We start from the raw sequence: 15,022 nt of genomic DNA, 5'->3' as shown, positions 1-15,022 counted from the left end.
TCGGCCGGGACCCGCTCCAGCGCCATGACGGCGACGGCGCCCGCGTCCTCGGCGATCTTCGCCTGCTCCGGCGTGACGACGTCCATGATCACGCCACCCTTGAGCTGCTCGGCCATGCCGCGCTTCACACGGGCGGTGCCGGTCTCGGGAGCCTGGTTGTCGATGGTGGACACGGGTGACCTCATCTCGCTGGCAGATTGGTGAACGGGTACTGCGGGAGTGGCTGATCTACAGCCGGGTCAGTGCGGACGCGATGGCGTCGATCGAGCGGTCGACGTCCTTTTCGGTGGTCCGCCAATTGCAGACCGAGATACGAATGCAGCGGTGGCCCTGCCAGGTAGAGGGGCTCATCCAGCAGGTGCCATCCTTTTGGATCTGGTTCACGAGCTGGTCCGTGACCGTGTCGCCGTCAATGGCTCGGATCAGTACTTGGTTCAGGTCACTGGCCAACACTTCGAGGCGTGGATGTGCGGCAAGTTGGCTGGCGAACCGCTCAGCGCAAGTGAACAGGCGATCGACCAGTTCTGCCAGTCCCTGCCGGCCGAGGGAACGCAGTGCCGCATATGCGGGTATCGCCCGTGCGCGCCGGGACGACTCCGGGGTCCAGTCCAACGGTTCGCGGATAGGTTCGTCCTGGAGGAAGAACGGTGCCCGAACCTTCATCGAACCCTCGTGGGCGCTGCGGTCGGCGACGGCCGCGAACCCGCAGTCGTAGGGGACGTTCAGGACCATATGGGCATCTGTGGCCCACGAGTCCGCGTTCTCGCTGCCTTCGATGAGATGGCGGTAGGCGGGGCTGGCTTTCGCCCACAGGCCGAAGGCTCCGTCGACGTGGACCCAGGCGCTCGCGGCATGGGCCACTTCACAGATACCAGCGATCGGGTCGATGGCTCCAGTGTTCACGTTCCCGAGTTGGGCACACACGATGGTGGGGCGGTCACTGCGACGGAGTTCCGCCTCGAGAGCGTTCAGGTTCATCGCACCGTTCGCATCGACGGCGACAGCCTTGATGCAGGAGACGCCAAGACCGAGAACGCGCAATGCGCGGTCGATGGTGACATGGCGTTCACCGCCGACGATGACCCTGACGGGCGGCGCGCCAATCAGGCCATGCTCTTCGACGTTCCAGCCGATACGCGCCAGGACTCCGTGCCGGGCCGCCGCCAACGCTGTGACGTGTGCCATCTGACAGCCTGTGACAAAAGCGAATGACGCGGTGGCCGGCAGCTTCAGTACGTCAAGGAACCACTGCCCAGTGATCTCTTCGATTGCGGCTACAGCCGGGGTCGATCGGGCCAGTAGGGCGTTCTGGTCCCACGTGGAGGTGAGCCAGTCCGCCGCCAGCGCGGCCGGCAGAGTTCCCCCGACGACCAAACCGAAGTAGCGCGGCGAACCCATCGCAGTGATACCTGGGTCAGCCAGAGCGACGAGATCATCAAGGACCCGCCGTGGTTCGGTCGGCAGGTCCGGCAGGTCCTTCCCGAGCGTGGCTCGCATGCCTGTGCCGTCAACGTCAGCCTCGACCCGCCGCTCAGGCAGTCCTTCGAGATACGTTGCGGCGTGATCTGCGGCCGTCCTCAGCAACTCGCGTTCGCTCACGCACAATCACCTTCCTGCGCCTGATAAGAAAAGGTTGAGGGAGGATTCGTCGAACCCGGCAAGGGTTGGAGTCCGCTTCCTTGTGTTCCTTGAGAGACAGCAGGGCTCGAAAGTTCCGCTAAGATCCTTCTTTTCACTGTGGACTGGCGCATCGGAAAGTCCATGAGTAATCGATACTCATGCTGATCGGAAACTCAAAGGCCTCATCCGTGACATAGACGACGTGCCGGCGCGGACAGGGAGTGCCACTGGGTGTTGTCCTCGTGGCCGGCGAGACAGGCCCGGACGGCCTTCAAGCGGTGGGTCGAGTACCCGGCCCCGGTCGATCTCGGTCTAGGTGCGCCGCGCGCACAGCGGCCCGATCCGGGATCGAAGGTCTGAACCTCTGCTGAAATGCGCACCCCGTGGCGAGGCCGGCCTTGCCCGCCTAAACCCACAATTCAGCTCGGGAAACCTGTCGGCGGGTACGGTCGACTGTAGCCGTTACGTGACGAAAGCGGCATTACGCGATTGCTGCCCGATATGTCCGCTCGATAATATCCAGACCTGCGCGTACGCGCTTATTGACGGTTCCTAGCGAAATGCCTTCCTGGCGGCTTATCTCGCGCTGGCTCTTACCCTGTAGATAACTGTGGATGACGGCACGCTCATTTGCATGCATTGCCTTCAATGAGGCTTGCATCATCTGCGACATAAGAACCTTTTCGCTATCGTCTGGTACGGCCGCTTCCCGGGCGGTGAATATTTGAGCGTCCAAGGAAAGGCACTCTGAATGTCGGTGCTCTTTCCGGTATATGTCAATTGCGGCATGGCGGATGATGACTTTCAGCCATGGTCGGATCCCTCGGTTTGGATCGAATGACTTGGCGTGAAGCCACGTCTGGATACAAGCCTGCTGGACAGCGTCCGCAGCTAGTTCGCTGTCATTCAGGATGCTGTATGCGACCGTATACATCCATGTCCTGTAGTCGCTGAAAAGGCGAGTGATCGCACCTTCGTCACCCAGGTTGATCAACTGTCGGGAATGACGTTCATCCCAAATGTCACTCATCTCGGCGTTCCCGTCCTCCAAAGTTTGGTAGAGCATGCGGTGGAGCCTTGCAGGCGGTGTTCGCTCATCTGAGCTGCATCAGACTGCCAATGTGTCATGGCATCCAACGCAATGAACCGCATAGGCGCGGGCTGCTTGTTCTAAGCACCAGGCCATACGCTCCGAGACGGATGAGGAAAGGGTATCGGCTCGCCATACGACTGCACCTCCTATGCCTCCCGGCTTGTCAATATGACGGACTAGTTCCTCGGCGACCGCTCGGCAGATTGTCTTGACATCGATGCATTCGCCGTGTCGCGCGGGCGAACAGAAGAGCGCCTGCGCCCATACATGAATGACGCTTTCTGTTAGTGAATCAGTCGAAGACTGTAGCATGTGGCCCATTGAGACCTGCATTTCTGGACAAGAGAACAACATGTGCGGAGCTACTTGTGTCTCATATTCGGCGGTGGCGAGAGACGTGACATGAGTAGCTGATGCTCACGGTGGTGGTCGCTGCGTACCCTGACCGCTAGCCTCGCGCTTTCATGAGGCGAGCCGTCCGATAGGCGATCAGGTAAGCGAAAAGTGCCTGTGAGCAGCGAGAGAAGGATTGCTGAGGTCCTTGTTCCCGTCCGTGCCGGAGCCAACTTTCCAGGCGAAGCAGCCTACGGATCCTGCCCCCATGTCCGTGTACGGGACGACGGCCGAGCCGTGGTCTCGCAGGGCGGTACGGTCCTGCTGGCGAAACGGCCCCGCAAGATCGGCCTCGACCATGCCATGCCCGCAGGACTCGCGCAGTGTGCAGAGCGCGGGGCGTCCACGACCCGGGCAAGGTCCTCCTGGACCTCGCTTCGGCGGTCGCGCTCGGCGGAGGCGGTCTCGCCGACGTCGCACTGCTGCGTTCCGGGCCGGCCGTGTTCGGGCTCGTCATCGCCGATCCGACGATCTCCCGCGACGGGCGCGGCTGAGCCTCCCGTTCCATTACCGGTTCAGCCCAGCCCGCAACCGCTGGTATCCGCCGAAGCCGGGTCCGGGTCAGCCCGGCGTAGCAGGGGCGTGATCGCTGGCGCAGGCGGACGCGGTGCAAGCCGCGCGCGACACAGTTGAGTAGCAGTTACCCACCCAGTCATACACGTAGTGCTCGTTTCCCGGGGAGAGATGGCCGAAGAAGCTTGGCCAGTTCACCGTAGGAGTGCGTGTGTCTTTCTTTGATTCCCACCGTGCCAGGCTCACCGCTGCGGCAGCCGTTACTGTCGCTTCCTTCCTCGGCGTACCGTCTGCCCAGGCAGACGCCGTCAAGCCTGTAGAACGCGCGTCATTCAGTATCCAGGATCCGGTTCCGCAAGGTTTCGATTCATGGGACGATGCGCTTGCCACGCAGAACAACCTGCACAGGGTCGCCGAAGGAATCATGGATGTCGTCGAGCGCGACCGTAGTCCTGGGTTCGGATCTATAGAAGTCTCTCTTCGAGATCGTTCATTGAGTTTGTACTGGAAGGGCGGTCGTCCGGCATCTGCGGTTACGCGATTCATTGAAGATGCGGATGTCCCGGTTATTGTGCGCTCCTCGCCATACAGTGCTGCGGATCTTGAGGCCGCGATCGCGGATATCACTGGCGAAAGGGGTCAGGCCAATGTAGTGCTTGCGGCGCCTCTGCAGGGAGCCAGGGGTCTACGCGTAGAGGTTTCCGCACCTACTGAGTCGCTGATTGCATCTCCAGTCCACATGGAGGTGACCACCAGGCCGACTCCCGTCGCTACGGGCCTGACCCGCTGGCATGACACTGCCAGGTTCTGGGGAGGCGGCCACTACAAGCAGAAGATGGGCTGTACGACAGGAGTGCCGATCGGGAGCGGTGACAAATATATGCTCACGGCCGCGCACTGTGTGGACATGGGAGGCACCGCGTACACCTCCGACGGAAAAGTGGTGGGCAAGGTCGTGGGCATCCGCGCGGACTTGGACCAAGCCATTATCCAGGCTAATAGCACGGACGGTTCCTACGAGCGCCGTATCTGGCAGGGCGGGCCTGAGGACGATCCCGGATCACGGCTTCCTGTTTATTCAGGGCAGCATGCGTTCAGAGGAGAATTGATCTGCAGCGACGGCGCCTACTCGGGAACTCGCTGCTCGATCAAGGTTACTGAAACAAGTGTGACAGCGCTTATGGACGGTATCACCGTCCATGGGCTCACGGAAGGGCGGCACGTCGGATCCAACGGGCTGTTTGATCATCTTCAGGCAGTTCGGCATGGTGATAGCGGTGGCCCGATCGAGACGTTCATAAAATCCGGGGGAACGCAGTATGCAGTAGCCCAGGGGATCATCAGCGCGGGTGAATGGCCGTTCGATGAGAATCATGACGGGAAGCCTGACTATACAGTTTCATGCACTGGTATCAACAGTGGTGACTGCTTTGACACGGTGCTGTTCAGCGATTTCCTGACCGGGTATCACTACTGGGACTGAGGCCGTCCGGGTCCCGCAGGGTGCCGCCCGCACGGCATCCCTGACGCAACCGTGCCGGACGTGTCACCGCGATGCACTGCCAACAAATATTTGTCAGGCTGCACTGTTCGTACCACAGAATGCGCTTTCATATGCTGTAATCGGTACGGGCCTGATCACTGTTGCTCGATGGGCGTCGGCGTGAATGGCTGCGCTGGACACACCGAGCTCCGGGTCGGTATAGGGACACCTTGCCGTTGCCTGACTGTCACGCGTATTTTGTCAGGCGCTAAGTCTTCCAAGTGGGCACGCTGGGACTTAACATCTTTATCCAGGCAGCCGAATGGTCCGGGGCGTTGCATTGCTGCGGGTGCTTGGTCATCTCCCGGATGGACTGCTGGAGCCGCATCGCCGACTTCACAGCTCCAGCAGCCGGCCCTCCGTGGCAGTTCGAGACAGGGGTCTCCCGCCCCCTGGTGCTACGGAGGTCCATGCGCGAGGAGTTGCGTAGGGAAGTCCAGCTCCTCGCGTGCAGCGGTCGCCGCCCAGATTGCAGGGCGGCGGCCGCTGACCCTCTGCCGCGGTACAGTCCCAGCTTCACCCGGTGCTCAAGGCGTCAACACTCTAGTCCCCGTCGTGCATATGCCGTATCCATGGAACGGTGATTGTCTTGCGGAGGCGTCATAATGAGCCAAGAGCAGAGCAAGGCATGCTGCCGTTCCAGTATCCCGAAGGTGCAGTCTGGCTGCGCTAAGGGCTCGCAGAGAATCAAGGTGCTGCTTCCCGTGATTCGGCTCGTTGTTGTGATAGGAGCATCTCCGATGAGGTCCATGGTCAAGTCGCTATGAAGGTCGGGGTGTTGTACCCGCGTCTGGACGAGCGGCAGCGACGGTTGCTGATGGGAGCCGAGGCCCGGATCCCTGGGGCACGGCAGTGTCCGGGCGGTTGCGCGGGCGACCCGGGTCAGCGAGACGACGGTCCGCAAGGGCATGGACGGATTGGACGCCGACGACAACCCTCTGGGGCCGGGTGCGCAGGCCCGGTGGTGATCCGGGCCTGCGGCCCGGGCTGCGTCAAGGTCGGAGCCGGGATCCTCATCGGCGGTGGCGACGGCAGCAGTTTCCCTTGCGCCGGTCACCTCGTCGCCTATGCCGGTCTCGCCCCAGCAACCCGGAGTTCGGGGTCGTCCATCCGCGGTGAGCAGCTGTTCCGGCGGTAGACAAAAGGAGACCAGCGCGTCATGGGAGTTGCCCCGGTGTAGGCGCTGCCCACGGTGACGCGCCCGGGACCAGGCCGGGACACCCGTGCGGCTGGCGGGATCGGTGGCACGGCGCGGGAGTGCGGGACGGGCGCGGCGGAACGCGGGGGCTGCGTGGCGTATCGGCGCGACCGGGAGGACAGGTGCACGCCGTCACGAAGACGATCTCCATCACTTCCGCTGCGCCCGGTGTACCGGTGGGTCTCCATGGAGTTTACGCGTGCAGGGAGACTCCCCAGTACCTCATGGGAACTGCTGCGTCCGGAAGATGATCAAACAGCCCGTTGGATCCGACGTGCCGCCCTTCCGTGCTCTTGACCGCGTTCTGCCTGCTCTTGCCGGAGGCGGGCTCCAGCACTCAGTAGCCCGCGATCCGTGTGCTCCCGACGGAGCGTCGTCCACCCACACGACCCGGCCCTTCTTCCGCCCGCCGGTCAGAAACCGGCCGATCTCGCCGAGCCACCGGACGGGATCGGCCAAGCCGGCCTTCCGCGTTATGAGGCGGGCCGGAGCGCCCATTGGGACGATGACCGCGGCGACGGTCACCGTCGAGCGCATCACCAGCTGTACACCGCGGTCCCGGGCGAGGTGAGTGCCCGTCCGGGCATTCGCCCCGGACGTTCTCCTTCAGACCTCGCGCCCGGCGGTAGCCGGGCGCGAGGAGACGGGTCAGCCCGCGGAGCCGTTGATGTGCGCCCGCATGAAGGAGACGGCGATGTTCGCGACGTCGTGGCCGACCTGCCCGCCCACCCGGATGGCGTCGGGGAAGTGGACCCCGCCCCACAGGCGCGTCTGGCCGCAGGTCCGCTCGAAGTCGGTCCAGGTGTCGTAACTCAGCTCGAGGTCGGCCGCGGGCGTCACACCGGGCTCGATGTCGGAGGAACCCTTCGCCACGGGAATCACCCACCCGAGTGTCTCCGAGCCCAGATATGTGCGCATGACCTGCGCGGTCACCGAGCAGAAGGCCGCTGATCCCGACGGGTATTCCGGGTGGTCGCCGGTGTTGATGTAGCTGCGCCATTCGTTGCCCGGGATGTCATGGACCGTTCCCCGGCCGGGGCCGCCCCAGGCGGTGACCTTCTTGTGGCCGTACAGGTATCGCACCGCGCTGACCGGCCTGACGGTGTCGTATCGGCGCTTCTCGGACCAGACGACGACGGACGTGTCGAACTGGGCGAGGGTGAGCGTCGCGGCGAACTGTACGACCTGGTCCAGGGTCTGGTGGCGGCTCTTGGCGATGTACCGGTCGACACCGCCGAGGCTGAGGTACTTGTTGTTGAAGAACTCCGCGGCCGCCTTCTGGGCGTCGGTGAGGTGGGCGGAGGCGTCCAGGACCTGTTGTGCCTGCTGGCGGTACCCGGCCGGGTTCGTGCGCGGGTAGCTGTTGACGGGCGTCGGGACCCGCAGATCCTTGAGTCTGCTGCGGGGGAAGGTGTACGGCCTGGTGTTGCCCAGCTGGGGCGTGACGAACTGCTGGATCTGGAAGATGCCGTTGCCCTTGGGGACCATCAAGGGCTGCCAGCGCGAGGGGTCGCGGAGCCGGTAGGCGGTGTTCACGGGCTGGTATCCCGTGTAGTCGCTGTAGCGCTTGCGATTGTAGGTGACTCCGCCCTCGTCCCCGAGCTGGTTCATGCCGTCGTGCAGGCGTGCGGCGACGACGGCATTGCCGGCCTTGTTGCCGATGCCGACGGGGTCGGTGGTGCTCTCGTGGGTGTCGTCGGGATCGAGGCCGACGGAGGTGAGCATCTCCCGCCAGATGTCGACCGTGGTCGGGAACAGGCTGATGTGGGCGCGGTACATGCCGTGCAGCAGGGCTATGTTCTTGTTCCGGTTCGTCACCCGCTCCGATGCGGGTCGGCGGCCGAGGTTCGAGTACACGCCGACGGCGGTCGGGTGGTAAGGGGCGATCGAATCGAAAGCCGCCAGGTCGGTCACCGACACCCAGCGCAGGGCGATCGTGGGGTCGTCGCCGTCGGGGACCTCCAGCGTGGGAATGGCTTTGAAGGCGTAGGGCAGGAAGACCTCGCTGTACGCGTTGCCGGTGTCGAAGTCGAAGGCGTCCACGGCCCGCCCGCTGCCCGATGCCCGGGCCGGCACCAGGATTGCGGACATCAGTGCCAAAACCGCTACGAAAATCAGTGTCATGACGGGGAGCCGCCGTCGGGAGCGGTTCTGCTGCGGCAGGTGCGCCAGCGACAGGAGGCGTGTGTGCCTCATCGTTCCTCCAACCGTACGGAATTCGTCTGGGCAGAACGGCGTTGCCCCGCCACACTCTCGCCGTGCGACGCGTCCCGGTTGAGTAGCGCCTACTCAACGACGAGTTGCCGCACCACAACCGCGCGGACGGGCCGCCTACCGCTCGTCGCCGTCTGCCGGACGGTGCCCGCCCTACTCAAGGCATCGGCCGACTGAGCGGTGCGGGAATGAGGACGGCCTACTCTCGCCGCGCTGGACATCGGGCGGTTTCATGAGGACACCGCGCTGCGGCACCGATCTCGTCGGAAGCCCTGGAAGGAGCAGCATGCGCACGTTGATGGGAATCGCCGCCGCCACCTTGGCGATCGGATTCGCCGGGGTCGGACCCGCCGCCCCGGCCCAGGCGGCGAGCACGTACACGTGCAGCGAGTGGAAGCCACTGTCGTCCCTCAGTCCCAACATCCCCGGGGCCTGGGTGCAGACCTGCCTGGAGAAGGACGGTGCCTGGCGCCGTGCCGACCTCTTCGTGCAGAACAACTCCGCCGGTGCCGTCTACGTCTCGGGCATGTACGCCAACGTCCCGTCCCTGGGCGGTGAGAAGACGTGCACGATGAACTCCTGGGTCGCCGTCGGGGCGCGGCTTGCCTGCAGCAGCGCATGGGTGTCGGACGCCTGGCCGGCCACCAAGGACAGCGGCTACGGGCGCGTGGACTACTGGGACCCGGTTTCCGGCCTCTACCGCTTCACGGTCGTCATGTCCCCCGAGTCCTTCTAGTGCCCCGTCCGGCACCATTCGTCCGGGCGCCTTTTTCTCGTGTCGTACGGCTACTTTGACGGTATGCCGCCGGATTCCCGCACGGCCGACGTACCCGGCGCCTGGAGGCGGCCGGCACCTGCGCGGCCGCTGTTCAGCCTGAGCCCCCATCGCGATCGTCTGCGACGACGTGGTTGCGCACCCGTCCCGGCGAGGGATCAGGGCACGTCGACCAGGACGCGGCCGCGGACGCCCGCCTCGATCTGCTCATGGGCCGCCGCGACTGCGGCCAGCGGGTGGCGGCTGCCGACCTCGATGCTCAGCGCACCCGTCGCCGCCGCGGCGGTCAGCTCGCGGACCGCCCGGCGTCTGGCGGGGGCGGGGAAGTCGTCGCTGCCCAGCAGACGCAGGGTCACGTTGCTGAAGAGCAGGGGCCAGAAGGGGATCTCCGTCCGCTCGGCACCCGTGGCGTACGCGGCTATCGTCGCTCCGCCCGCGACCACCGCGTTGTCCAGTGTGGCATTGTCCGACAGCGAGACCTCGATGATCCGCGCCACGCCCTCGGGGGCGTGCGACCGGATCTCCGTGGCCGGGTCCTCCCCGTCCAACGCGACCGCGAGGGAAACCACCGCGGGATCCACCAGCACCAGATCCGACCGGCGGCGAACGGTGCCGATGACGGTGGCGCCACCCCACGCGGCGAGCTGGGCGGCCAGCGAACCGACGCCGCCGAGCACCCCGTTGACCAGGATCGTCGTCCCGTCGACCGGCCCGTCGGCGAACACGGCGCGGTGCGCGGTGATGCCAGGGATCCCCAGGCAGGCGCCGAGCTCGTCGGGGACGTGACCGGGCAGCGGGACGGCCAGGTCCGCCGGCACGACGGTGTACTGGGCCGCCGTACCGAAGGCCCGGTAGGACTGGGCGCCATGCACCCACACCCGCTGTCCGCGGCGGTGGGCCGCGACACCGCTGCCGACCTGGTCCACCACGCCGACGGCGTCGCTGTGCGGGGTGACCCGGGGGTAGGGCATCGCAGAACCGGTCCAGCCAGTGCGCTTCTTGACATCGCCGGGGTTCACGCCCGAGAGCGTGACCCGGACCCGGACCTCGCCGGGCCCGGCACTGGGATCGGGCAGTTCACCGACTCGCAGGACCTCGGCTGCCGGGCCTTGTTCGTCGTACCAGGAGGCGAGCACGGGTAACTCCTTGTTCATGTGCCGTCCGATGCCGTCCGACGGACGGGACGTGAGTACGGGCGCGGTCTCGGCGGCGGCCGCGCGGTGAGCAGATGGTCTGCGCGGTCGCCCGGTAGTCGAAAGAACAGCCGGTGACGAACCCCGAACAGAACATGAAGCCGTTGAGGACCGATGGATAACCGCTTCTTCATGTCGATGAACATAGGTACGCGGCTACCCTCCCGTGTCACCGAAGGCAATCATCGGCCGATGCGGTCGGAAGTTCTAAGAAATCGATACTCTAAATCATGCGCCGCCGATGTGGTGTTACTGCTATGGAGAAGAGACTACTCACGGACCGTCGAAGAAGGGGTGGGAATATGCAGCTGCTGACACGACGGGCTTGGGAGATCACATGCGAAACATTGTGCGTGCTGCGGCTGCTGCTGCGGTGCTGGCCGGATCGTTCTTCACGATCGCTCCTGCGCAGGCGGCCGATGCCCTGCCTCCGCTGTATGACCTCCAGGTCAAGTTCCTGAACGTCGAGTTCTCGGAGCTCCATGACTGTGACTTCCTCGAGGTGGTCGGGTGCGACGATGTCGAAATGTATGGATCGTTCGGCGCCACCACTCCCTACGGCAGCTTCCGCATGAACGGCACTCGCGAGAAGGCATACCTCACGACCGAACGCTGGAAGGGCGAGCCGGGCTCCGGCGACCAGTGGTACGGCGACTGCGTGGACTGGCGAGGCTGCTACCGGACTTTCTCGGCCGGCACCTACGGCATCGGCACCCTCGGGCAGGGGACCAACGGCGGAGCGCACACCTTCGAAGGCGGACTCGGGCTCGGTGACAGGGAAGACCAGATGGATTACTTCGCGACCAGGGCCGTGTGGCAGGCGGGAAAGAAGGTGGACACGCTGACGGTGCCCGAGCTGAGGAACGGCGACAAATACCTCATCAGCATGAACCTGTGGGACCACGACGGGATGTGGGGCGACGACGAGATAGCCCAGCTCACCCACGAGTTCACGTTCGACGCGGCGCAGACCCAGACACAGACCGTCAACATGTGGAAGAAGACGGGGACCGGTAAGGCCAAGCTGACCTGGACGGTGACCCCGGTCCGGGTCCGTTAGCAGCCCCTGCAACCGCACGCGTCGACGGCCGGCGGACGATCTCCCGGCCGTCGATGCCCGCCAGGGCCGGGCAGTCGCGCCGCTACGGGGTGCGGCTCTCGACGATCATCGACTTGCAGCCGTTCATCCAGGCGGAACGGATACGGCGGGGGGGAGAACTGAGCCGTAGTTCGGGAAGGTACGCAGCGATCTCCGTGAAGATCGCGTCGATTTCCATCTCCGCGAGCCTTTTGCCGAGGCAATAGTGCGGTCCGCTGCCGAACCCGAGGTGCGGATTGGGATCGCGCAGGATGTCGAACCGATGGGGATCCTCGAATACGGCATCGTCGAAGTTGGCCGATGCGTAGAAGATCCCCACGCGGTCACCGGCTCGGATCGTCGTACCGGCCAGCTCGACGTCGCGTGTGGCCGTCCGCTGGGCCACGATCGCCGGACTGGTGTAACGGACGATTTCCCGTGCGGCCGTTTTCGGCCGCTGTCTCCTGTACAGCTCCCACTGATCGGGATGGTCCAGGAACGCGAGCATCCCGCCACTGATGGCATGCCTCGTGGTCTCGCTCCCAGCGATCGAGAGCAGTATGAAGAAGAACCCGAACTCGTCCGCGGAAAGGTTGCCGGCGAGTTGTGCGGCGACCAGCCCCGACACGATGTCGTCACCCGGCTCCCGAGCGCGCTGCTCCGCGAGTTCCGACGCATAGCCCAGGAGGTTCATACTGGCGGCATTCCCCGACATGCCCGCCTCATCGGTCGGGAAGTCCGCCGGGGCAGTGATCGCGTTGGTGAGCGCGAAGATCCGTGGCCGGTCCGCCTCCGGCACGTTCATCAGTTCAGAGATGACCTGGAGCGGCAGCTCGTCCGCGACGTCGCTGACGAAGTCGATGCATCCCTCTGTTTGGAGCTTCTCGGCAGCCCGCCGCACCGTCCGGCGGGCACACGTCTGCAGGAAGCCCCCCAAGGCCGTCAGTGCCCTGGGCGTGAAGCCGCGCTTGATGATGCTGCGCAGTCTGGTGTGTTCGGCTCCGTCCATGCTGCTCATCAAGAACCTGAGCATCAGGATCTCGTCCCGGGTTACCTCTCTGTCGAACCGTATGACCGACGTGTTCTCGTAGGAGGAGAACACCTCCGGGTTCCTGGAGACGAAGTCGGCTTCGGCGTGGCTTACCACGGCCCAGTAGCCCTCGTCGTCGAACCCGGCCACGCCCCGCTCCTGCGGGCACCAGAGAACCGGCGCGGTCCGTCGGGCGGCGGCGAACTCGGGGTGCGGGAGCCGCACGCCGATGATCTCCGGGTCGGTGAAGTCGATGCTGGTGGTGTCGATGGGCTTCACGAAATTCCTCATACCGGCATCCGTCCGAAGGGGGAGGGTGGAGAGGTCCGGGCGTGTCTGCGACGAAGCGTAGGGAGCTGCATGATCCGGCCTCGTGAGTAGCGACTACTCAGGTCCCGTGCGGTCGAAGGGGCGATCTTTGGGGGACCGTCCGCCCATCGATGGGAGCCGGCCGTCCTCATGCGCACCAGCCCGTACCTGTTGGGGAGTTACGCCCCCGTCTACCGCGAGGAGACCGCGTACGACCTCCCCGTCCGCGGACGCATCCCCGCCGACCTGGACGGACTGTACGCGTACATAGGCCCTAACCCCGTCCGGCCGCCCGTACATCGCGGCATCGACCGCTACCAGTGGTTCACGCAGGACGGAATGGTCACGGGCGTCCGCATCGCGGAGGGGCGTGCCCTGTGGTTCCGCAACCGCTGGATCCGCTCCCGCCGTGTCGCTCGCGCCTTCAAGGAACCGCGTCCGCCGGGCCCCCGCCACTTCCCGGTGGACACCGTCAACACGAACCTCATGGCCCACCGGGGGATGCTGCTGGCCCTCATCGAGACCGGTTGCGCCCCGGTCCGCCTGAGCCCCACCCTGGAGACCCTGGCCTACACCGACCTCGCGGGTGCGCTCCGATACGGATTCAGCGCGCATCCCAAAGTCGACCCGGACACCGGCGAGATTCATGCCTTGGCCGTCTCGCCCCTGCGCACCTGGGGCCAGTACCTCGTCCTCGACGCCGGGGGAACCCTCGTCCACCAGCGCCGCATCCCGTTGGAGGGGCGCCCCCTGGTCCATGACATTTCGCTGACCACTCGTCATGTGATTTTCCTCGAACCTCCTGTCGGCTTCAGCTTCCCGACCTTCTGGAAGGGCCGCTTCCCGTACCGCTGGGACGACAACAGACCGGCACGCATGTGCGTCGTGCCCCGCCCCGGAGTCCCGGGACCGGTGCGCTGGTTCGAATTTCCCCCGGCGTTCGTCTTCCACACCGTCCATGCCCGCGAGACGCCGTCCGGCTCGGTGCAGTTGACGGCCGTCCGCTATCCGCGGCTCTTCGATACGGCCCACGAGGATCCGCTCGACGGCGTGGGAACCCTGTGGCGATGGACGGCCCATCTCGCCACCGGCCGAGTACGGGAGCAACAACTGGGCGATCGGCCGCACGAGTTGCCCCGCAGTCGGCTTCGGCACGCCGGGGGTCCATTGCGTCATTACTATGCCGTCACGGCCGATTCGCTCCACGGCACGCCCGCCCATGAGCCGGACGCCCTGCTCAAACACGACTTCCGGACCGGCGAACCGGAGATACGCAGACTGGGCCGAGGGCGCGCCACCGGCGAAGCGGTGTTCGTCCCACGTCAGGGAGGAACAGCGGAGGACGACGGGTGGGTCATCCATCTCCAGCACGACCGAGCCGCCGCCACCAGCGAACTCGTGCTGCTGGACGGGGCGGACTTCACCGGCCCGCCCGCGGCCGTCGTGCACTTGCCGACGCGTGTCCCCATGGGCGCGCACGGCAACTGGTTCGACGTCCGCGAGCTGTGAACCCACGCGCGTCGGCCGCACCTGCCCGCTGGCGTGGCACCGGCTTTCTGCGATCTCATGTGCACTCAGGGGTTGCGGTCCCCGAGGGTGGCGTCCATCTGCTCAGCTCGCCGTGACCAGTGAGCCCCAGCCCAGGTTGAGGGCGTTGTAGATGCTCGAGTAGTAGATGACCTTCGAGCACTTGCGGGTCGAGCTGGCCGGGGCGCCCTTGCAGGATGTGAGGTCGTGCGGCCAGGCGCTCGCCGCGACATCGACCCCCTTGGCGTAGACGCTGTTGCCGTCGCCGGCGAGTTGGAAGACGGAGCCGCCGCTGTCGCCGTTGCCGGCGACGCTCGTGCCGTCGGTGGAGCTCGCCTTGACCAGACCGTGGACGGGCCCACCGCCGTACCCGTAATCGAGCACCACGCCGGTGGCGTCGATCTTCGCGTTGCAGCTCGTGCCGGTGTAAGAACCGTTGGTGCAGACGTACTCGTTGACGTAGTTGCCCTTGGCGCCCTTGACGTTCTTGACGGTCAGGCCGCTGATCCCCATGTACGGGCCGTACCAGGTCCGGC

General features: G+C 65.3%; 10 protein-coding genes and 4 pseudogenes. 7 read left to right on the top strand and 7 right to left on the bottom strand.

Features of this window, described 5'->3' with window-relative positions:
* From ACZ6CZ_RS36520 to ACZ6CZ_RS36510, 3 genes and pseudogenes are all read right to left on the bottom strand, one after another.
* Positions 1–185 (bottom strand): annotated as a pseudogene (locus ACZ6CZ_RS36520) (pyridoxal 5'-phosphate synthase lyase subunit PdxS); the annotation flags it as partial.
* Positions 186–228: 43 nt separating this feature from the next.
* Positions 229–1,599 (bottom strand): pyridoxal phosphate-dependent decarboxylase family protein, encoded by a 1,371-nt coding sequence (locus ACZ6CZ_RS36515; RefSeq protein ID WP_469030149.1) that lies wholly within the window; start codon positions 1,597–1,599, stop codon positions 229–231.
* Between the two features lie 502 nt (positions 1,600–2,101).
* The gene (locus tag ACZ6CZ_RS36510; protein WP_469030147.1) at positions 2,102–2,686 is read right to left on the bottom strand and encodes an RNA polymerase sigma factor; all 585 of its coding nucleotides are present in this window, start codon (positions 2,684–2,686) and stop codon (positions 2,102–2,104) included.
* A gap of 555 nt (positions 2,687–3,241) precedes the next feature.
* Between ACZ6CZ_RS36510 and ACZ6CZ_RS36505 the strand changes: the two are divergent.
* The 4 genes and pseudogenes from ACZ6CZ_RS36505 to ACZ6CZ_RS36490 all read left to right on the top strand — a co-directional run.
* Positions 3,242–3,585: pseudogene (locus ACZ6CZ_RS36505) on the top strand (transposase); the annotation flags it as partial.
* Positions 3,586–3,830: 245 nt separating this feature from the next.
* Positions 3,831–5,102: a chymotrypsin family serine protease gene (locus ACZ6CZ_RS36500; RefSeq protein ID WP_469030145.1), complete on the top strand. Its 1,272-nt coding sequence runs from the start codon at positions 3,831–3,833 to the stop codon at positions 5,100–5,102.
* Between the two features lie 823 nt (positions 5,103–5,925).
* A pseudogene (locus ACZ6CZ_RS36495) lies at positions 5,926–6,152 on the top strand (ISAzo13 family transposase); the annotation flags it as partial.
* A 10-nt stretch (positions 6,153–6,162) separates the two neighbouring features.
* Positions 6,163–6,282: pseudogene (locus ACZ6CZ_RS36490) on the top strand (transposase); the annotation flags it as partial.
* Between the two features lie 726 nt (positions 6,283–7,008).
* Here the strand turns inward: ACZ6CZ_RS36490 and ACZ6CZ_RS36485 are convergent.
* Positions 7,009–8,451, bottom strand: a complete 1,443-nt coding sequence (locus tag ACZ6CZ_RS36485) for a DUF6851 domain-containing protein (RefSeq protein WP_469030143.1) — start codon at positions 8,449–8,451, stop codon at positions 7,009–7,011.
* 409 nt (positions 8,452–8,860) lie between these two features.
* Between ACZ6CZ_RS36485 and ACZ6CZ_RS36480 the strand changes: the two genes are divergently transcribed.
* Positions 8,861–9,310, top strand: coding sequence for a hypothetical protein (locus ACZ6CZ_RS36480; protein ID WP_469030140.1), 450 nt, complete (start codon positions 8,861–8,863; stop codon positions 9,308–9,310).
* A gap of 197 nt (positions 9,311–9,507) precedes the next feature.
* Here ACZ6CZ_RS36480 and ACZ6CZ_RS36475 read toward each other — a convergent pair whose 3' ends face one another.
* A complete protein-coding gene (locus ACZ6CZ_RS36475) occupies positions 9,508–10,485 on the bottom strand; it encodes an NADPH:quinone reductase (RefSeq protein ID WP_469030152.1) in 978 nt (325 codons plus the stop codon).
* 394 nt (positions 10,486–10,879) lie between these two features.
* On the opposite strand from ACZ6CZ_RS36475, the gene ACZ6CZ_RS36470 reads away from it, so the two are divergent.
* Entirely contained in the window at positions 10,880–11,602 is a 723-nt protein-coding gene (locus tag ACZ6CZ_RS36470; protein ID WP_469030137.1) for a hypothetical protein, read from the top strand.
* 82 nt (positions 11,603–11,684) lie between these two features.
* On the opposite strand, the gene ACZ6CZ_RS36465 is transcribed toward ACZ6CZ_RS36470, so the two are convergent.
* A complete protein-coding gene (locus tag ACZ6CZ_RS36465) occupies positions 11,685–12,929 on the bottom strand; it encodes a cytochrome P450 (protein WP_469030134.1) in 1,245 nt (414 codons plus the stop codon).
* Between the two features lie 180 nt (positions 12,930–13,109).
* On the opposite strand from ACZ6CZ_RS36465, the gene ACZ6CZ_RS36460 reads away from it, so the two are divergent.
* Positions 13,110–14,468 (top strand): carotenoid oxygenase family protein, encoded by a 1,359-nt coding sequence (locus ACZ6CZ_RS36460; protein ID WP_469030131.1) that lies wholly within the window; start codon positions 13,110–13,112, stop codon positions 14,466–14,468.
* 102 nt (positions 14,469–14,570) lie between these two features.
* Here ACZ6CZ_RS36460 and ACZ6CZ_RS36455 read toward each other — a convergent pair.
* On the bottom strand, positions 14,571–15,022 hold a 452-nt coding region (locus ACZ6CZ_RS36455), incomplete at its 5' end, for a chymotrypsin family serine protease (protein ID WP_469030128.1).

The sequence above is a fragment of the Streptomyces sp. NPDC041135 genome, from assembly GCF_055592085.1.
Note: the sequence above shows the minus strand (reverse complement) of the source record. Positions and strands in the feature narration are given on the sequence as shown.